General features: G+C 72.8%; 14 protein-coding genes and 1 pseudogene. 12 read left to right on the forward strand and 3 right to left on the reverse strand.

Going from position 1 to position 18,021, the window contains the following annotated elements:
* Positions 1–167 precede the first annotated feature (167 nt).
* From ABZY33_RS00210 to sucD, 5 genes are all read left to right on the forward strand, one after another.
* Positions 168–1,370: a VWA domain-containing protein gene (locus ABZY33_RS00210; RefSeq protein WP_356489148.1), complete on the forward strand. Its 1,203-nt coding sequence runs from the start codon at positions 168–170 to the stop codon at positions 1,368–1,370.
* Between the two features lie 434 nt (positions 1,371–1,804).
* Entirely contained in the window at positions 1,805–2,695 is an 891-nt protein-coding gene (locus ABZY33_RS00215; protein WP_356489149.1) for a hypothetical protein, read from the forward strand.
* Positions 2,696–2,790: 95 nt separating this feature from the next.
* On the forward strand, positions 2,791–3,693 hold the full coding sequence (locus ABZY33_RS00220; RefSeq protein WP_356489150.1) for a hypothetical protein: 903 nt from the start codon (positions 2,791–2,793) through the stop codon (positions 3,691–3,693).
* Between the two features lie 428 nt (positions 3,694–4,121).
* Positions 4,122–5,300: an ADP-forming succinate--CoA ligase subunit beta gene (gene sucC / locus ABZY33_RS00225; RefSeq protein ID WP_356489151.1), complete on the forward strand. Its 1,179-nt coding sequence runs from the start codon at positions 4,122–4,124 to the stop codon at positions 5,298–5,300.
* A 21-nt stretch (positions 5,301–5,321) separates the two neighbouring features.
* The gene (gene sucD, locus ABZY33_RS00230) at positions 5,322–6,203 is read left to right on the forward strand and encodes a succinate--CoA ligase subunit alpha (RefSeq protein ID WP_356489152.1); all 882 of its coding nucleotides are present in this window, start codon (positions 5,322–5,324) and stop codon (positions 6,201–6,203) included.
* A 74-nt stretch (positions 6,204–6,277) separates the two neighbouring features.
* Here the strand turns inward: sucD and ABZY33_RS00235 are convergent, their stop codons facing one another.
* Entirely contained in the window at positions 6,278–7,792 is a 1,515-nt protein-coding gene (locus ABZY33_RS00235) for a sigma factor-like helix-turn-helix DNA-binding protein (RefSeq protein ID WP_356489153.1), read from the reverse strand.
* Positions 7,793–7,914: 122 nt separating this feature from the next.
* Here ABZY33_RS00235 and ABZY33_RS00240 point away from each other — a divergent pair, with 122 nt between their 5' ends.
* Positions 7,915–9,675 carry a DUF6350 family protein gene (locus ABZY33_RS00240; protein WP_356489333.1) on the forward strand — a complete coding sequence of 587 codons (1,761 nt, stop codon included), beginning with the start codon at positions 7,915–7,917 and terminating at the stop codon, positions 9,673–9,675.
* Between the two features lie 40 nt (positions 9,676–9,715).
* Here the strand turns inward: ABZY33_RS00240 and ABZY33_RS00245 are convergent, their stop codons facing one another.
* Entirely contained in the window at positions 9,716–10,558 is an 843-nt protein-coding gene (locus ABZY33_RS00245) for a hypothetical protein (RefSeq protein ID WP_356489154.1), read from the reverse strand.
* 323 nt (positions 10,559–10,881) lie between these two features.
* On the opposite strand from ABZY33_RS00245, the gene purN reads away from it, so the two are divergent.
* On the forward strand, positions 10,882–11,511 hold the full coding sequence (gene purN, locus ABZY33_RS00250; RefSeq protein WP_356489155.1) for a phosphoribosylglycinamide formyltransferase: 630 nt from the start codon (positions 10,882–10,884) through the stop codon (positions 11,509–11,511).
* Positions 11,508–13,070: a bifunctional phosphoribosylaminoimidazolecarboxamide formyltransferase/IMP cyclohydrolase gene (gene purH, locus ABZY33_RS00255; protein WP_356489156.1), complete on the forward strand. Its 1,563-nt coding sequence runs from the start codon at positions 11,508–11,510 to the stop codon at positions 13,068–13,070. The genes purN and purH overlap by 4 nt, the downstream gene beginning before the upstream one ends.
* A gap of 69 nt (positions 13,071–13,139) precedes the next feature.
* On the opposite strand, the gene ABZY33_RS00260 is transcribed toward purH, so the two are convergent.
* Positions 13,140–13,835, reverse strand: coding sequence for an RDD family protein (locus ABZY33_RS00260; RefSeq protein WP_356489157.1), 696 nt, complete (start codon positions 13,833–13,835; stop codon positions 13,140–13,142).
* A gap of 216 nt (positions 13,836–14,051) precedes the next feature.
* Between ABZY33_RS00260 and ABZY33_RS00265 the strand changes: the two genes are divergently transcribed.
* The 4 genes and pseudogenes from ABZY33_RS00265 to ABZY33_RS00280 all read left to right on the forward strand — a co-directional run bounded on the left by ABZY33_RS00265 (position 14,052) and on the right by ABZY33_RS00280 (position 17,802).
* Entirely contained in the window at positions 14,052–14,915 is an 864-nt protein-coding gene (locus ABZY33_RS00265) for a bifunctional methylenetetrahydrofolate dehydrogenase/methenyltetrahydrofolate cyclohydrolase (protein ID WP_356489158.1), read from the forward strand.
* Positions 14,916–14,919: 4 nt separating this feature from the next.
* Positions 14,920–15,330 (forward strand): annotated as a pseudogene (locus ABZY33_RS00270) (DUF3017 domain-containing protein); the annotation flags it as partial.
* 131 nt (positions 15,331–15,461) lie between these two features.
* Positions 15,462–16,475 (forward strand): DUF2690 domain-containing protein, encoded by a 1,014-nt coding sequence (locus tag ABZY33_RS00275; RefSeq protein ID WP_356489159.1) that lies wholly within the window; start codon positions 15,462–15,464, stop codon positions 16,473–16,475.
* Between the two features lie 337 nt (positions 16,476–16,812).
* On the forward strand, positions 16,813–17,802 hold the full coding sequence (locus ABZY33_RS00280) for a malate dehydrogenase (protein ID WP_356489160.1): 990 nt from the start codon (positions 16,813–16,815) through the stop codon (positions 17,800–17,802).
* Positions 17,803–18,021: the final 219 nt, after the last annotated feature.

Below are 18,021 nucleotides of genomic sequence, written 5' to 3' on the forward strand. Positions count from 1 at the left end.
TGGGGCTTCTCGCGCAGTTCCCCGCGCCCCTGAAAGGCGCACTGCGTGCGCTCTCTCCTCGGCCCGTGGGGCTGCGGCGGAGCCGCATGCCACGGCGAGGCCGCGGTCGCGTTCGTGGCGGATATGGCAGATGAGACGGCGAGCAACAACCCCGTAGGAGCGATGACATGACCGGGATCCCAAGCAGCCCCGAGGACGAACGGCTCCGGCGCTGGCGCCTCGTGCTGGGCGGCGACGCGGCCGACGGCACCGGCTGCCGGCTGTCCGGGCAGGACGCGGCGGTGGACGGCGCCCTCACCGCCCTGTACGGCTCGGACCGGGGCAGACAGCAGAGCCCCGGCGGCAGCCGCACCGCGGGGCTCGGCGGCTCGGCCCCGTCCGTCGCCCGCTGGCTCGGCGACATCCGCACGTACTTCCCGTCCTCCGTCGTCCAGGTCATGCAGCGCGACGCGATCGACCGGCTCGGCCTGTCCGCGCTGCTGCTCGAACCGGAGATGCTGGAGGCCGTCGACGCCGACGTGCACCTCGTCGGCACCCTGCTCTCGCTGAACAAGGTGATGCCGGAGACGACGAAGGAGACGGCCCGCGCGGTGGTCCGCAAGGTCGTCGACGACCTGGAGAAGAAGCTCGCCACGCGCACCCGCGCCACGCTGACCGGCGCCCTCGACCGCAGCGCCCGCGTCAGCCGGCCGCGCCACCACGACATCGACTGGAACCGCACGATCGCGGCCAACCTCAAGCACTACCTGCCCGAGTACCGCACGGTCGTGCCCGAGCGGCTCATCGGGTACGGGCGGGCCGCGCAGTCCGTGCAGAAGGAGGTGATCCTCTGCATCGACCAGTCGGGCTCGATGGCCGCGTCGGTCGTCTACGCCTCCGTGTTCGGCGCCGTGCTCGCCTCCATGCGGTCCATCCGGACGCGGCTGGTCGTCTTCGACACGGCCGTCGTGGACCTGACCGACCAGCTCGACGACCCCGTCGACGTCCTCTTCGGCACACAGCTCGGCGGCGGCACCGACATCAACCGGGCGCTCGCGTACTGCCAGTCGCAGATCACCCGCCCCGCCGAGACCGTCGTCGTCCTCATCTCCGACCTCTACGAAGGGGGGATACGCGACGAGATGCTCAAGCGCGTCGCCGCCATGAAGGCTTCCGGCGTGCAGTTCGTGACGCTCCTCGCGCTCTCCGACGAAGGGGCGCCCGCCTACGACCGTGAACACGCGGCCGCGCTCGCCGCATTGGGAGCACCGGCGTTCGCCTGCACCCCCGATCTCTTCCCCGACGTCATGGCCGCCGCCATCGAGAAGCGGCCCCTGCCCATACCCGACACGGCGGCTGAAAGTGGGGGAGCGGCGGCAAACCGGATATGAGTACCCATCGGTAACTCAGGGCTTGCGCTGGCTCCCTCGTCCCGTGCGAGGATCGGCGCACCGTGACCTCCGAGCCCCTTCACCCGGCCCCTGCCGAGCGCCTGCCGCGCCCGGCGGTGCAGTGGCGTGGGCTGCAACTAGCCCTGCTGTTGGGCGGGTTGATCGGACTCGGTCTCCTCTGCGGCGGCCAGGCCCACGCGGACGACGTTCCGGGTGGCGTGTCCAGCACTCTGGCGACGCACCACGGTGCGCTCCGCGCGGGAACGGACCAGCCGGTTGCCCGGGGTGCGCACGCGGTGCGCGACCGGGCCTCCGACGCGGTGCGGAGGCTCACCGCAGAACCCGCCCGCGGGACCCGCGAGGGCGGGGAGGCCCGGGAAGCTCGGCTGGCTGGGGAGATGGCCACGCGCCCGCGCCCTGTCAACGTGCGCCAGGTGACAGACCACGTCGGACAGCTGACGGCGTCACCCCGCGAACTGACGCAAACCGTGGGAGAGCTGCCCGAGCCGGTCGGAGGGCTGACCGGGACCGTCGACGGGTTGACCAAGACCGCCGGTGAGCTGACCGGGACCGTCGACGGCCTGACCGAGACTGCTGGCGGCTTGACTGGGACCGTCGACGGCCTGACCAAGACTGCTGGCGGCCTGACCGGGACCCTCGGTGGGCTGACCGAGACTGCTGGCGGCCTGACCGGGACCCTCGGTGGGCTGACGGAGAACGTCGGTGGGCTGGCCGGGCAGGTCATCGGTGGGGTCGCCACGGCGACTTCGCGACCGTTGCCGGACGCGCCGCCGGTCCTGCCCGGCGTGCCCCGGGTGCCTGAACTGCCCGACCTGCCCGGCCACTCCGCCCCCGCCCCCGCACCGCGCACGCCGCCGGCCCCGTCGACCCCCGCAGATCCCACCGCCCCCGCCGGGCCGTCCGAGCCGACCGCTGGGCAACCGCAGCCCCCGCACACCGCGGCGCCGGAGCACGACGAACACCCGGCTCACACCTCGGCCGCGCTCGCCACCCGGGTGGCGGGACCGGCGGTGTACGGCTCCACGGAGGCCGGTGGCGTCCACCACGACGGTGCGCACCAGAGCCTGGTGGCGCGCCGCGCCGCCGCCCCGCAGCCGGCCGCGCCCGGCACGCCACCGCGCCCCGACGGCGTGCTCGGTGCCAACGCGTCCGCCGGTGTCGGCAGCTCGACGCGCCACAGTGATCTGCACGCGGCCGCTTTCGCGGGCCGGGTGCCCGTTCTGCTGCTGCCCGGCGCGCTCGCGCCGGGCGTCCCCGCGCCGGTGGCCGACCGGCAGCGCGGCATCCCCGAATTCCCCGGCTAGGACAACCCCTCCCCCCGCACGTGACCTGTCGCGCGGGGCCGGAAGCAGGTCTGCCCGACACCGAGATCGCCGGAATTCGAAGGAACAACGTACGCATGAACGAAAACCTCCGCCCCTCCCTCGTCATAGCCGCGGGCGTCTCCGGCGCCTGGGCCCCCGGCTCGGCCGTGGCCAGTGCGGATGAGCTGCCCGCTCACTCACACTCCGTGCCGGACGCGGCCGCCGACGCCGCGAGCGGCCACGACAACCACCGGACCGCCGGCCACCAGGTCACCCGGAAGACGGAATTCGCCGCCACCACCCCGGCCGCCCCCGTCACCCTGGTCACCCCCGTCATCCCCACCGCCCAGGACGACGTCGACCACCTCTTCGGCCCCCTGTCCTCCTCCTCCGCCGAGGACGTCACTGCCGTCGCCACGCCCCTGGCCGACGAGACCGCCGCTGCCGTCCTGCCGCCCGTCGCGGCCACGGCCGTGCACGGCGTGCTGCCGGTCGCGGGCGGTGCGGTCGGGGACGTCGTGCCGCTCGCGACGGGCCTGGTCGGGCAGCGGGCCGGTCCGCTCGCCACCGGCGTGACCGGTGCGGCGGCGCCCCTGGCCTCCGGGGTCGTGGGCGAGGCCGGCCCACTGGCGCAGGGCATGGTCGCGGGCGGCGTCGTCGCCGCCGTGGACCCACTCGTGCGGACGGTCGCCGACCAGGTGCGGCCGGTCGTGCACGGCGTCGGCGCCATTGCCGGCGGCCTGGCGCAGGGCGTCACCGGTGACGTACCTCCGTTTGCGTACGGGGTCGTCGGCGGGAACGTCGCCCCCTTCGCCCGGGCCGTCGTCGGTGACGGCGCGGCGCCGCTGGTGGGCGGGGTGGCCGGCGATGTCACCCCGTTCGCCCATGAACTGACCGGCACGGTAGTGGCCGGCGCACAGCCGCTCGCCGGGCACGCCGTCACCGGTGTGCACGGCGTGGCCGGTGACGTCGCACCGAGCTGCGTGCCGGGTATCTGACCGACGCCGGTGAGCCGGGTCAGCCGAAAACCGTCGGCGCGACCCGGCCCCAAGCCGGCGTGCGAGCGGGCGACTCCGTGGGGACGGACCGCCCGCCACGAGCCCCCTCGGGAATTCTGGGGCTCATCGGGTGGCCTCACCGTGCGTACCCCCGCGCGGTGAGGCCGCGAACCGCACCGGGCGGAGCGACGACACGAGGACGCCGGAGCGACAAAGAGGACGCTCTGTGACCGGTATCACCGCTCAGGTGTGATCTGTGATTTAGAAGCCGTCCCCGCGCGGCGATAACCTGCGAGACGGACATGCCGCGTACCGGCCACTGTGTACGCCTCGTACGCCTCCCTTGTGACAGCGGAGTCACGTTGCCCATCGCGGCACGCCCACGCAGGAAGATCGAACCGCGAGATCACTGATAGGGACGGACGCGCGTGGACCTGTTCGAGTACCAGGCGAGGGACCTCTTCGCCAAGCACGGTGTACCGGTGCTGGCCGGTGAAGTCATCGACACGCCTGAGGCGGCCCGCGAGGCGACCGAGCGTCTTGGCGGCAAGTCTGTCGTCAAGGCCCAGGTGAAGGTCGGAGGCCGAGGCAAGGCCGGTGGCGTGAAGCTGGCCGCCACCCCCGACGAGGCCGTCGCGCACGCGACGAACATCCTCGGCATGGACATCAAGGGCCACACGGTCCACAAGGTGATGATGGCCGAGACGGCTCCGGAGATCGTGGAGGAGTACTACGTCTCCTTCCTCCTGGACCGCACCAACCGCACCTTCCTCTCCATCGCCTCCGTCGAGGGCGGCATGGAGATCGAGGAGGTGGCGGCCTCCCGCCCGGAGGCCGTCGCCAAGACGCCGATCGACGCCAACGAGGGCGTGACCCCCGAGGTCGCCCGCAAGATCGTCGAGGACGCGAAGTTCCCGGCCGAGGTGGCCGGCAAGGTCGCCGACGTGCTGGTGACGCTCTGGAAGACCTTCATCGAGGAGGACGCCCTCCTGGTCGAGGTCAACCCCCTCGCCAAGGTCGCCTCCGGCGACATCATCGCCCTCGACGGCAAGGTGTCCCTGGACGAGAACGCGGACTTCCGCCACCCCGACCACGAGGCGCTCCAGGACAAGGACGCGGCCGACCCGCTCGAGGCCGCTGCCAAGGAGAAGGGCCTCAACTACGTCAAGCTCGACGGCGAGGTCGGCATCATCGGCAACGGCGCCGGCCTGGTCATGTCGACCCTGGACGTCGTCGCGTACGCCGGTGAGCAGCACGGCGGCGTGAAGCCGGCCAACTTCCTCGACATCGGCGGCGGCGCCTCCGCCCAGGTGATGGCGAACGGCCTGGAGATCATCCTCGGCGACGCGGACGTCAAGTCCGTGTTCGTCAACGTCTTCGGCGGCATCACCGCCTGCGACGAGGTCGCCAACGGCATCGTCCAGGCGCTCGCGCTTCTGGAGGAGAAGGGCGAGAAGGTCGAGAAGCCCCTCGTCGTGCGCCTCGACGGCAACAACGCCGAGCTGGGTCGCAAGATCCTCTCCGACGCCAACCACCCGCTGGTGCAGCGCGTGGACACCATGGACGGCGCGGCCGACAAGGCCGCCGAGCTCGCGGCCGCGAAGTAAGGGACGAGGGACAGAACAGCCATGGCTATCTTCCTCAACAAGGACAGCAAGGTCATCGTCCAGGGCATGACCGGTGCCACGGGCATGAAGCACACCAAGCTCATGCTCGCCGACGGCACGAACATCGTCGGCGGCGTGAACCCGCGCAAGGCCGGCACCGAGGTCGACTTCGACGGCACGTCGATCCCCGTCTTCGGCTCGGTCGCCGAGGCGATCGAGAAGACGGGCGCCAACGTGTCCGTCCTCTTCGTCCCGCCGGCCTTCTCCAAGGCCGCCGTGGTCGAGGCGATCGACGCCGAGATCCCGCTCGCCGTGGTCATCACCGAGGGCATCGCCGTCCACGACTCCGCCGCGTTCTACGCGTACGCGAAGTCCAAGGGCGACAAGACCCGGATCATCGGCCCGAACTGCCCGGGTCTGATCACCCCCGGCCAGTCGAACGCCGGCATCATCCCGGGCGACATCACGAAGCCGGGCCGCATCGGCCTGGTCTCGAAGTCCGGCACGCTGACGTACCAGATGATGTACGAGCTCCGTGACATCGGCTTCTCGTCGGCCGTCGGCATCGGTGGCGACCCGGTCATCGGCACCACGCACATCGACGCCCTCGAGGCGTTCGAGGCGGACCCAGAGACCGACCTGATCGTCATGATCGGTGAGATCGGCGGCGACGCCGAGGAGCGTGCGGCCGACTACATCAAGGCCCACGTCACCAAGCCGGTCGTCGGCTACGTCGCGGGCTTCACCGCGCCCGAGGGCAAGACCATGGGCCACGCCGGCGCCATCGTCTCCGGCTCCTCCGGCACCGCCCAGGCGAAGAAGGAGGCCCTCGAGGCCGCCGGCGTCAAGGTCGGCAAGACGCCGACCGAGACGGCGAAGCTCGCGCGCGAGCTGCTTTCGTAGGACAGCGCCGCCGTACGTTCTTCGGGCGCACGCACATCAGGGGGCCCGCACCGGTTTCGGTGCGGGCCCCCTGATCATTGCGCCGTGGGCGCCAGGCGCGCGGGGCCGCCGCTCAGCTCCGAGCGCAGCGCGTCGCGCAGGGCGCGGTCGGGTCCCGTGAGCCGTTCGGGGCCGCCCAGCGGGGGCACCCCGCTGATCGGGGCGCCGGGTGCGGGCACCGGCACGTAATGCGTCGGGGCGGCCCGCACCGTCAGCGCCGTCGCCCCCACGATCAGGGTCGTGACGACGATCGCGGCCCGGGTCCAGAAACGGGTGCGGCGTTCGCCGACGGCCCGGACCAGCGCCGGCTCGGGGGCGTCCAGCTTCTCCGCGGCGGCGAGCGCGGACAGCCGGCGGTGCAATTGCTCGGGGACGGCCAGCTCCGGCAGCCGCTCGGCGACGGCCTCGCGGGCGTGCAGCACGCGGTGGGCGGCGGCCGGCGTACTGGCCTCCGTCTCGGCGGCGGTCTCCGGCAGGTCGAGCCCCACCCAGTCGTAGAGCAGCAGGGAGCGCCGGTAGGTGGGCGGCAGGTTCTGCAACGCGTCCAGCAGTTCGCGGTCCGCCGCCTCGGCGGGCGGCGCGTCCGGGTGCCGCAGGGCGGGGCGCATCCGGTGCCAGGGCGACATCGCGTACTCGTACGCCGCCGCGCGCACCCAGCCCGCCGGGTCCGGGTCGACCGCGACCTCGGGCCAGCGCTGCCAGGCCAGCTGGAAGGCGCGCTCGACGGACTCACGGGCCAGGGCGCGCCGCCCGCAGAGCAGGTAGGCGTGGCGCACCAGGAGCGGCGCGGCATGCGTGTACAACGCGTCGAACGCGATTTCCGGGGCCCGGGTGACCGGTTGCGGGGTGGTGACGGCCTGCTTGGCCGTTGCGGGGCGCTTGGCCGTGGTGACCTGCTCGGGCGACGGGTCCGGGCCGACGGTGGTGACCTGTCCAGGCGCCGGTACGGGCTCGGCTGCCGACGCCGGCTCGCTTGTCGATGCCGACTCGGCTGACGATGCCGGTTCGGCTGACGATGCCCGCTCCGCTGACGTGACCTGCCGGGCAGACGGGTCCCGCTTGGCCGCGGTGGCCTGCTTGGCTGATGTGCCCCGCCGGGTCGCGGTGGCCCGCTTGGCTGATGTGCCCCGCTTGGCCACGGCGGGCTGCTTTGCTGACGCGGCCCGCTCAGCCGACTCGTCCCGGTGGGACAGGGCTGTCTGTTCAGCTGGGGTGGCCTGTTCGGGTGCCGTTGTCGACGCGTGGGCCCGTTCGGTCTCCTGGAGCCGTGGCTCCGGCTGCGGGGCCCTTCCGGAGCGGCGGGGCTTCTCGCGTTTCTGGAGTTGTCCCTTCGGCCGCTTCACCGGCGTGGGGGCCGGGGCCAAGAGGAGGCGGGTGTACGACTCCCGTTTCAGGCCCCCCGGCGAGGTACGGCCCGATTCCCACGCGCGGAGCGTCTCGCGGGTCACGCCCAGCTGCGCGGCGAGCTGGGCCTGGGTCAGTGACTTCGCCTCGCGGAGCCTGCGGCGCTCCTTCGGCGTCGGCAGCGGGGCGGCGGCGCTCTGCGTCATGAGGAACCCCACACACCCTTTCGCGCGGAAAAGTACATAAGCGTATCTTGAGCGACACATCCGTACTTTGCCTGTTACGCGGATAAAGCGCGTGTCGTTGGCAGCATGGGCCCGTGACCCAGATGACCGGCCGTGGACTGACGTTGCCCGTGCTGCTGGCCCGCGTGCGGGAACGATCGCCCGGGCCCGCCGCCGGAGTGTTCGGCGGCATCGTCGCGGCGGGGCTCGGGCTCGGCACCATCGCGGTGCTGGTGATCGCGATGTGGATCAGCTCGCCCTACCCCGACAGCGGCCCCGGCGGCGCCCTGCACACCGCCGCCGCGCTGTGGCTCCTCGCCCACGGCACCGAGATGATCAGGTCCGACACGCTCTCCGGGGCGCCCGCGCCGGTGGGCCTGACCCCGTTGCTGCTCATGGCGCTGCCCGTGTGGCTGGTGCACCGGGCGGCGCGGGACGCGGCGGAACCCGAGGAGGAGGGCGCGCCGCTGGGGTCGGCCACCGGGGTGTGGGCCGGGGTCGCCTGCGGCTACCTGGTGATCGGCATCGCCACCGCCTGTTACGCGTCCGGCGGTGAACTGACCCCCTCCTGGGTCAGTTGCACGGCGCACCTCGTCCTGGTCGCGGTGGCCGCGTCCGGGTCCGGGGTGTGGATCGCGCACGGCCGGCCGGACGGTCCGCTGCCCCCGGCCCTGCACCGGTCCCTGGAAGTGCTGCCGCGGGTCCTCGTGGAGAAGGTCCTGCCGGTGGCCGCGCGGGCCGCGGCCGCCGGCGCCCTCGTCCTCGTCGCCGGGGGCGCGCTCGTGGTGGCGGCGTCCCTCGTGTGGCACGGGGGTGCGGTGCGCGAGTCCTTCCAGCAGCTCACGGCCGCCTGGTCGGGCCGGATCGCCGTGCTGCTGCTCTGCCTCTCGCTGGTCCCGAACGCCGCGATCTGGGGCGCCGCGTACACCCTGGGCCCCGGCGTCATGCTCGGCACCGGCCACCCCGTCGGCCCGCTCGGCGGGGTGGACGTCCCGCTCCTGCCGGCCTTCCCGCTGCTGGAGGCGGTGCCGGCGGCGGGCGAGGGAACGCCGCTGACCTGGGCGGCCGGTGTGGTGCCGGTGGCGGCCGCGGTGACCGTGGCGTGGTTCGTAGTGGTGGCGGGCGAGCGGGCCGGCTGGACCGTGGGACGGGTCTGCTACGCGATGACCGTGGCGGCCGCGCTCTGCGGAACGATGTTCGCGGTACTCGCCGTCGCCGCGGGCGGCGCGCTGGGCGACGGGCTGCTCGCCTCGTTCGGCCCGGTCGGCTGGCTGACCGGGTTCGCCGCGGCGGCGTGGACCGCGGTGGTGGGGACGCCGGTGGCGCTGGTGGTGTGGGCCTGGCGCGTGCGCGGATCCGGGGCACGGCGCCGGGAGGCCGTGTGGACGACGTCCGTGCCCGCGATGCAGCCCGCCCGGCGCCGGACCGCTGTCGTGCCGAAGCCCGCACCCGTCGAGGACGAGGAGGAGTTCGACGTCTACGACTTCTTCGACGAGACGGCACGCGCGACGCGCTGGGCCCTCCCGACGGAAGCGAGGACAGGGCCGCAGCGACCGGCTCCGCCGGGCCAGGAGCCGCAGGACCGGGACGAGCCGCAGGATTCGGAGGACTCGGAGGACTCGGAGGACCCGGCGGACCTGAAGGACCCGGAGTCGGCTCCGACAGCCCAGTCGCAGCAGGCCGAACCACAGACATCCGAGCCGCAGAAGGCCGAGCCGATCGTGCCAGAAACCCCGGACCCAGCTCCAGCGAAGCCCCCGGCCTCGGCCGAGACCTCAGCCCCGGCCCAGACCCCCGCCCCGCCAGAACCCCCGGCCCCGGACCCCGCCGACTCCCCGGACCGACAGCCGACCCCGGAGCCCTGAGACCTCGTCAGCCCCCGCCGCGTACCGGCAAGTTCAGCGCTCAGCGCGAACCGAGAAGCGGTCGCAGCTGCTTCGGGAGCAGGTCGTCACAGGACTGGTCCGCCGCGTTGGTCAACGCGTCGGCCCGGCACTCGAAGTAGTCGCTGTAGACCAGCTTCGCCGTGAACATCGACGCCACCATCGCCAGCGCCAGCGCACCCGTGACGAGGCCGCTGACCGCCGCCGTCGTCTGCTGGCGGGTCGCCCCCGGAGGGGTGGCCGGGGCGGGGGTGTCCGGGTCCGGGGTGCGGGGCTTCGCGCGCAGGGCGCTGATGCTCCAGTACAGGGCGAGCGCGCCGAGCAGCAGGGCCACGTACGGCCAGCCGAACAGGGCGAAGAAGAAGCCCCACATGCCCGACAGGATCGAGTAGCGCGCGCGGCGCTGGGCCGGGTCCGTCGGGTCCCAGCGCAGGCCGGGGCCCTGCCCAGGCCCCTTTCCCTCGGGGCCGCCCTGCCCGCCGCTGCCGGGGCGGTCGCCGAAGCGGCCGTCCTGGGCGCGGCCGGGCTGGCGGTCGCTCCACTGGCTGCCCCAGGGAGAACGGGGCTCACCGCCCCCGGTGGAGTCCTGGCCCTCGGGCCGGCGCGGCTGCCAGGGACGGTCGGGGGCGTCCTCGGGCGGCGGCGCGAACGGATTGTCCGCCCGCGTCTGCCCGGAGCCCTCGCCCTCGGCGGAGCCCTTGTCCTCGGCCGGGTCCTTGGACCCGTCGGGCTCCCTGGACTGCCCGGGCCGGCCGGCGGGCGTGGCGCCCCCGGCCTCCGTGGACGGCGACGGCGGCGTGGGTCGGCCTTCGCGCAGCAGGACGGCGCCGTGGGGCAGCGTGAGGCGAAGGCTTCGGTCCGGCATCAGGTGTGCGTCTTCCCCTAGGTCGTCGGTCGGGTCGCAGGTGCGGGTCGGTGCGTTCTCTTCGTCAACGTTCCGTGCCCGTCCCGCGTTCCGCGCCCGGGCAGGATCTTCAGGTGTCGCGGGATCTTGCTCGGTGTTCCTGGACGCTGACGCTACCTCCCGGCCACGCCCCCGTCCCGTGGGGGCCGCCGGGTGTGCCGGTATCGTTGCTGACGGCCGGCCCGTTCGTAGGGTTCCCCGTATGTGCGGGTGCGAAGCTTTCGTAGGAACGGACAAGCCGGCCGCGCGAAGAAGCTCTCCCGTGAACGAGAAAGGGCCCCGCCGTGGCCAAGGCCAAGCGCCTCGTCGTGCTGGTCTCCGGATCAGGTACGAATCTGCAGGCTCTGCTGGACGCCATCGCGGCCCAGGGGACGGACGTGTACGGGGCGGAGGTCGTCGCGGTCGGCGCGGACCGTGCGGGCATCGCCGGCCTGGAGCGGGCCGAGCGTGCCGGGATCCCCACCTTCGTGTGCCGGGTCGCGGACCACGCCACGCGCGCGGACTGGGACCTGGCGCTGGCCGAGGCGACCGCCGCGCACGAACCGGACCTGATCGTCTCGGCGGGCTTCATGAAGATCGTGGGCAAGGAGTTCCTCGCGCGCTTCGGGGGGCGGTTCGTCAACACGCACCCGGCCCTGCTGCCCAGTTTTCCCGGTGCTCACGGTGTGCGCGACGCCCTCGCGTACGGCGCCAGGGTCACCGGCTGCACCGTCCACTTCGTCGACGACGGCGTCGACACCGGTCCGATCATCGCCCAGGGCGTGGTCGAGATCGTGGAAGAGGACACGGACGACGGTGAGAGCGCTCTGCACGAGCGCATCAAGGAAGTCGAGCGCACGCTGCTCGTCGATGTCGTGGGGCGTCTGGCCCGTAACGGCTACAGCATCGAGGGACGAAAGGTAGTTATCCCGTGACCGCCGAGAGCAACAAGCGGCCCATTCGCCGGGCGCTGGTCAGCGTCTACGACAAGACCGGTCTGGAGGAGCTGGCGCGCGGGCTCCACGAGGCGGGCGTCGAGCTGGTCTCCACCGGTTCGACCGCTGCGAAGATCGCCGGGGCCGGGGTCCCGGTCACCAGGGTCGAGGACGTCACCGGCTTCCCCGAGTGCCTCGACGGGCGGGTCAAGACGCTGCACCCGAAGGTGCACGCCGGCATCCTCGCCGACCTGCGCCTGGAGGACCACCAGAAGCAGCTCGCCGACCTCGGCGTGAAGCCGTTCGAGCTGGTCGTCGTGAACCTGTACCCGTTCCAGGAGACCGTCGCCTCCGGCGCCACCCCCGACGAGTGCGTCGAGCAGATCGACATCGGCGGCCCCTCGATGGTCCGCGCCGCCGCCAAGAACCACCCCTCGGTCGCGGTCGTCACCAGCCCGCGCCGGTACGCCGACGTCCTCGCGGCGGTCAAGGACGGCGGGTTCGACCTGACGACCCGCAAGCGGCTCGCCGCCGAGGCCTTCCGGCACACCGCCGCTTACGACGTGGCCGTCGCCTCCTGGTTCGCCGCCGACTACGCCGCCGCCGACGACAGCGGGCACCCCGAGTTCCTCGGCGCCACGTACGCGCGCAAGAACGTCCTGCGCTACGGCGAGAACCCGCACCAGGGCGCCGCCCTGTACGTCGACGGCACCGGCGGCCTCGCCGAGGCGGAGCAGCTGCACGGCAAGGAGATGTCGTACAACAACTTCACGGACACGGACGCCGCGCGCCGTGCCGCGTACGACCACGACGACCCGTGCGTGGCGATCATCAAGCACGCCAACCCCTGCGGCATCGCCGTCGCCGCGAACGTCGCGGAGGCCCACCGCAAGGCGCACGCCTGCGACCCGGTCTCGGCGTACGGCGGCGTGATCGCCGTGAACCGGCCGGTCACCAAGGAGATGGCCGAGCAGGTCGCCGACATCTTCACCGAGGTCATCGTCGCGCCCGACTACGAGGACGGCGCCCTCGAAGCCCTCACCAAGAAGAAGAACATCCGCGTGCTGCGCGCCCCGAACGGGCCGTCCGCCACCGTCGAGACGAAGCAGATCGACGGCGGCGCGCTCCTCCAGGTCACCGACCGCCTCCAGGCCGACGGCGACAACCCGGCCTCCTGGACCCTCGCGACCGGCGACGCGCTGTCGCAGGGCGAGCTGGACGAGCTGGCGTTCGCGTGGAAGGCGTGCCGCGCCGTGAAGTCGAACGCGATCCTGCTCGCCAAGGACGGCGCCTCCGTCGGCGTCGGCATGGGCCAGGTCAACCGCGTCGACTCCTGCAAGCTCGCCGTCGAGCGGGCCGGTGAGGAGCGGGCGCGCGGCTCCTTCGCCGCCTCGGACGCGTTCTTCCCGTTCCCCGACGGGCCGCAGCTCCTCATCGACGCCGGTGTGAAGGCGATCGTGCAGCCGGGCGGGTCGATCCGGGACGAGCAGGTCGTCGAGGCCGCCAAGAAGGCGGGCGTGACGATGTACTTCACCGGGACGCGCCACTTCTTCCACTGAGTCACCCGTACGTGACGAGGGCCCGCCGGTCACCGACCGGCGGGCCCTCATCGTGTCGCGGTGCGGGGGTCAGCCCTTCACGTGGACGACGACCGTGCTCGCTACCTTGTCGTGCCAGCCCTGCTTGCGGCCGGACTTGTCCCAGAAGGGGGAGAGGTAGACGAGGAGCGCGCCGACACCGCAGGCGAAGCTGCCGACCAGCGGGATGACCCAGCGCAGGAGAGCGCCGCCGATGCCGGGCTTCGCGCCGGTCTCCGCCTTCAGGACACGGATGCCGACGGCCAGCTTGCCCAGCGTGGCACCGACGAAGGCGATCATCAGGACCTGGTAGAGCAGGACGACCACCATGAAGACCAGGGCGATGGGCAGGGTCGCGGACTGGAAGTCCGACGTGGCGTCGTTCATGCAGGTGTCGTACGTGGACGAGCCCGCGTCACAGGCCCGGACCGCGTCGATCAAGTCCATGAACTTCGGCGCCAGGAACACGAAGTAGAGGATGCCGATCAGCACCCCGTCGATCAGCTGCGCGCCGAGCCTGCGGCCCATCGAGGAGAGCGGCGGCACACCGGGCGTGCCGTGGCCCGGCATCCCCGACTGCTGCGGGTAGGACGGGAAGGGCTGACCGGGCTGCTGCGGATAGCCGTACCCCTGCTGCGGCACGCCCTGCGGCGCCTGCTGCCCGTACGGGTCGGGCTGCTGCTGGCCGTACGGGCCGGACTGCGGCGGCTGCTGGCCGTAGGGATTGTTCGGTTCGCCGTGGCTCATGGCGAGATTCCTCCGGGGACGAGGTCGGGGACGGCGCGGACCTGCGGAGGAAAATTACGAAATACGGCCGCATACGCGGTGTGCCCCCCTGCCGCTGTCCGCGGCACTGCGCGGATCATGCTCCTCAACCGGACAGGGTCCTGTCCAGAGGGCCTTCCGGGCCATTGTGCAAGTGCAACTTGGGCGAACCCGGGGCGCCCTGAAACAATGGGCACCATGACCGCCCAGATTCTCGATGGCAAGGCCACCGCAGCCGCGATCAAATCCGAACTGACCGCCCGCGTGGCGGCCCTCAAGGAGAAGGGGGTCACGCCCGGACTCGGCACCGTCCTCGTCGGCGAGGATCCCGGCAGCCAGAAATACGTGGCAGGAAAGCACCGCGACTGCGCGCAGGTCGGCATCGCCTCCATCCAGCGCGAGCTGCCCGCCACGGCCACGCAGGAAGAGATCGAGACGGTCGTCCGCGAGCTGAACGAGGACCCGGCCTGCACCGGGTACATCGTCCAGCTCCCGCTGCCCAAGGGCATCGACGAGAACCGCATCCTGGAGCTGATGGACCCGGCCAAGGACGCGGACGGACTGCACCCGATGAACCTCGGCCGTCTCGTCCTGAACGAGCCGGCGCCGCTGCCCTGCACCCCGTTCGGCATCATCACGTTGCTGCGCAAGCACGGCGTCGAGATCAAGGGCGCCGAGGTCGTCGTGGTCGGCCGCGGCGTGACCATCGGCCGCCCGATGCCGCTGCTGCTCACCCGCAAGTCGGAGAACGCCACGGTCACCCAGTGCCACACCGGCACCCGCGACCTCGCCGCGCACCTGCGCCGGGCCGACATCGTCGTGGCCGCCGCGGGCGTGCCGCACCTCATCAAGCCGGAGGACATCAAGCCGGGCGCGGCCGTGCTCGACGTCGGCGTCTCGCGCGACGCCACCGGCAAGATCGTCGGCGACGTGCACCCGGGCGTCGCCGAGGTCGCCGGCTGGATCTCCCCGAACCCCGGCGGCGTGGGCCCGATGACCCGCGCCCAGCTCCTCGTGAACGTGGTCGAGGCGGCGGAACGGAACGCGCACGGTGTCCGCTGACGCCTCCCCGGGCGCGGACGGGAAGAAGCGGGGCACGCGGCGCTTCCCGCTGTGGACGCGCGACACCGCGCGCCCCGAGGGCGGCGGCCGGGCCGCCCCCCGCGACGCCCCCGCGCCCGCCCGCCAGTGGCCGCTGATCGCCGTGCTCGTGCTGGCCGGGATCGGACTGCTGGTCACCGCGTTCGGCGCGTTCCGCGTCGGCACGATCCTGGTGGGCGTCGCCCTGCTGGGCGGTGCCGTGATGCGCTGGGTGCTGCCGTCCGTCGGCATGCTCGCCGTGCGCTCCCGCTTCACGGACATGGTCACGTACGGGATCCTCGGGCTCGCCATCGTGCTGCTGGCGATGATGGCGCAGCCGGACCCGTGGCTGAAGGTCCCCTTCCTCCAGGACACGCTGCACTTCACGGTGCGGTGAACCGCCGGGGGAGCCGCCGGGGGGAACTGACTTCCTGGCTCTGCGCATCTCACCGGAGAGCCGACGGACGCCGGGGCCGGAGCGTGGCGCGGGGGAGTCCACGCCCGGCGCAGGGGATGAGGGGGAACGCAATGCCTCGTTGGACGGCGCTACCGGACGAACTCGACCCGCAGCTGGCGGAGTTCACCGGCCGGCTCCGCGGACTGGTGGAGCGCGGCGGGCTGGGCGTCGCCGCGCTGGCCGACCGCACCGGCTACAGCAAGACGTCGTGGGAGCGGTACCTGAACGGGCAGCTGCTCGCCCCGAAGGGCGCCGTCGTGGCGCTCGCCGAGGCGACCGGCACCGACCCCGTCCACCTGATCACGCTGTGGGAGCCGGCGGAGCGCGCCTGGAGCCGCTCCGAGAAGCGCCACGACCTGACCATGGAGGCGATACGGATATCCAGGGCGCGCGCGGCGCTCGGGGTGTTCGGCGGGCCGGCGGCGCGGCCCGGCGGCGGGCGTGACGGTGCTGGTGCCCACGACGGTGTCACCGGTCCCACCGACGCCGCCGGACCCGCGGGTGGCTCGTCGGCCGTGCCTGCGCGGGCGCCGGGGGCGCCCGCCGGTACGTTCGGGCCCGCGCCGGCGGCCGCGGCCCCGCCGACAGGCTCCGCGGGCGCGGGGCGCCGGTTGCCCACGGTCCTCGCGGCAGTCGTGGGCGCGGCCCTCGTCGGGCTCGGCGCGTACGCGCTGACCAGCAGCGGCGTCGACAAGAAGGAGACCGCCGGGCCGTCCGCGCCGCCCACCACCAGCGCGCCCGAACTCCCCGCGGGCGTCCGGTGCGTGGGCGCGGGCTGCACCGGGAAGGACCCCGAGGCCATGGGGTGCGGCGGTGACCTCGCCGACAGCCCGGCCCGGACCGCGGTCGGCGCCGTCTCCGTCGAGGTGCGGTACAGCAAGACGTGCAAGGCGGCCTGGGCGCGGATCCAGGGCGCTGCCCCCGGCGACAGCGTCCAGTTGAAGGTGGGCGCCGCGGCCTCGAAGAAGGGCCGGGTCGGCACCGCGGACACGGACGCGTACACGCCGATGGTGGCGGTGGGGTCGGCCGCCGAGGCGAAGGCGTGCGCGACACTCGGCTCCGGGCGGAGCGGCTGTACGGAGTAGTGCGGCCGAGGGCCTCAACGGTCGCTTCGAGGGCCGCTTCGACGGCCGCTTCGGATGCCGCGCGAAAGAGTGTGCATAGGGCCTCCGTTTCGGGGAAGGGGCTCCAGTACCCCCACGGGATGGTCACACGGTGACACCCACCGGCGGCCGCCGAAGCCCACCCCCCGGGCCGGCGGCCGTCCCCGTGTCCGGGCTCGGACCGATACAGAGAACTCGCTCTGTGGGGTGAGCCACACGCACCGATAGGTCCGGTAAGGGCGCGGCGCGATAGCCTGACGGGCGGATCTCTTGATGCCGAGAGATCGATCAAAAGCCCTGCTGTCATACGGAGAACGCCATGACCCGCACTCCCGTGAACGTCACCGTCACCGGCGCCGCCGGCCAGATCGGCTACGCACTGCTCTTCCGCATCGCCTCCGGCCAGCTGCTCGGCGCGGACGTGCCGGTCAAGCTGCGCCTCCTGGAGATCACCCCGGCGCTCAAGGCCGCCGAGGGCACCGCCATGGAGCTCGACGACTGCGCCTTCCCGCTGCTCCAGGGCATCGAGATCACCGACGACCCGAACGTCGCCTTCGACGGCGCCAACGTCGGCCTCCTCGTCGGCGCCCGCCCCCGCACCAAGGGCATGGAGCGCGGTGACCTCCTGGAGGCCAACGGCGGCATCTTCAAGCCCCAGGGCAAGGCCATCAACGACCACGCCGCGGACGACATCAAGGTCCTCGTCGTCGGCAACCCGGCCAACACCAACGCCCTCATCGCCCAGGCCGCCGCGCCGGACGTACCGGCCGAGCGCTTCACCGCCATGACGCGCCTCGACCACAACCGCGCGCTGACCCAGCTCGCGAAGAAGACGGGCTCGACGGTCGCCGACATCAAGCGGCTCACCATCTGGGGCAACCACTCGGCCACCCAGTACCCCGACATCTTCCACGCCACGGTCGGCGGCAAGAACGCGGCCGAGACCGTGAACGACGAGAAGTGGCTGGCCGACGAGTTCATCCCGACCGTCGCCAAGCGCGGTGCCGCGATCATCGAGGCGCGCGGCGCGTCCTCGGCCGCGTCGGCCGCCAACGCCGCCATCGACCACGTGTACACGTGGGTCAACGGCACCGCCGAGGGCGACTGGACCTCCATGGGCATCCCCTCGGACGGCTCGTACGGCGTCCCGGAGGGCCTGATCTCCTCCTTCCCCGTCACCACGAAGGACGGCGCGTACGAGATCGTCCAGGGCCTGGACGTGAACGAGTTCTCGCGTGCGCGCATCGACGCGTCCGTCGCCGAGCTGGCCGAGGAGCGCGAGGCGGTCCGCGGCCTCGGTCTGCTCTAGGACAGGCTCCGGAGCGGGAGAGGCCCCGGCCCCCCTCCCGCGTCCCGGTTCTTCCGCCGCCCACGGCGGGTCTTCGGACCCGCCGTGGGCGGTCTGCGTTCGGCGGCGGCTCTGCCGCCTCGGACAGAACGCCCCACACGGCGCCTTTCGGGACGTTCCCCGGCACAGGTGGTGACGCAGCGCACTTTCGGCCACGGAATGTGCATGCTTTGGCCACCC

It is taken from the genome of Streptomyces sp. NPDC006552 (assembly GCF_040611655.1).
GTDB lineage: Bacteria > Actinomycetota > Actinomycetes > Streptomycetales > Streptomycetaceae > Streptomyces.

What these genes read in the sequence shown, in the direction of transcription:
- ABZY33_RS00260 (WP_356489157.1), bottom strand. Translation starts at nt 13,835, where the DNA reads ATGAGCCACGGCGAACCGAACAATCCCTACGGCCAGCAGCCGCCGCAG.
- ABZY33_RS00240 (WP_356489333.1), top strand. Translation starts at nt 7,915, where the DNA reads ATGACCGGCCGTGGACTGACGTTGCCCGTGCTGCTGGCCCGCGTGCGG.
- ABZY33_RS00275 (WP_356489159.1), top strand. Translation starts at nt 15,462, where the DNA reads ATGCCTCGTTGGACGGCGCTACCGGACGAACTCGACCCGCAGCTGGCG.
- ABZY33_RS00265 (WP_356489158.1), top strand. Translation starts at nt 14,052, where the DNA reads ATGACCGCCCAGATTCTCGATGGCAAGGCCACCGCAGCCGCGATCAAA.
- sucD (WP_356489152.1), top strand. Translation starts at nt 5,322, where the DNA reads ATGGCTATCTTCCTCAACAAGGACAGCAAGGTCATCGTCCAGGGCATG.
- ABZY33_RS00220 (WP_356489150.1), top strand. Translation starts at nt 2,791, where the DNA reads ATGAACGAAAACCTCCGCCCCTCCCTCGTCATAGCCGCGGGCGTCTCC.
- ABZY33_RS00245 (WP_356489154.1), bottom strand. Translation starts at nt 10,558, where the DNA reads ATGCCGGACCGAAGCCTTCGCCTCACGCTGCCCCACGGCGCCGTCCTG.
- ABZY33_RS00210 (WP_356489148.1), top strand. Translation starts at nt 168, where the DNA reads ATGACCGGGATCCCAAGCAGCCCCGAGGACGAACGGCTCCGGCGCTGG.
- ABZY33_RS00235 (WP_356489153.1), bottom strand. Translation starts at nt 7,792, where the DNA reads ATGACGCAGAGCGCCGCCGCCCCGCTGCCGACGCCGAAGGAGCGCCGC.
- ABZY33_RS00280 (WP_356489160.1), top strand. Translation starts at nt 16,813, where the DNA reads ATGACCCGCACTCCCGTGAACGTCACCGTCACCGGCGCCGCCGGCCAG.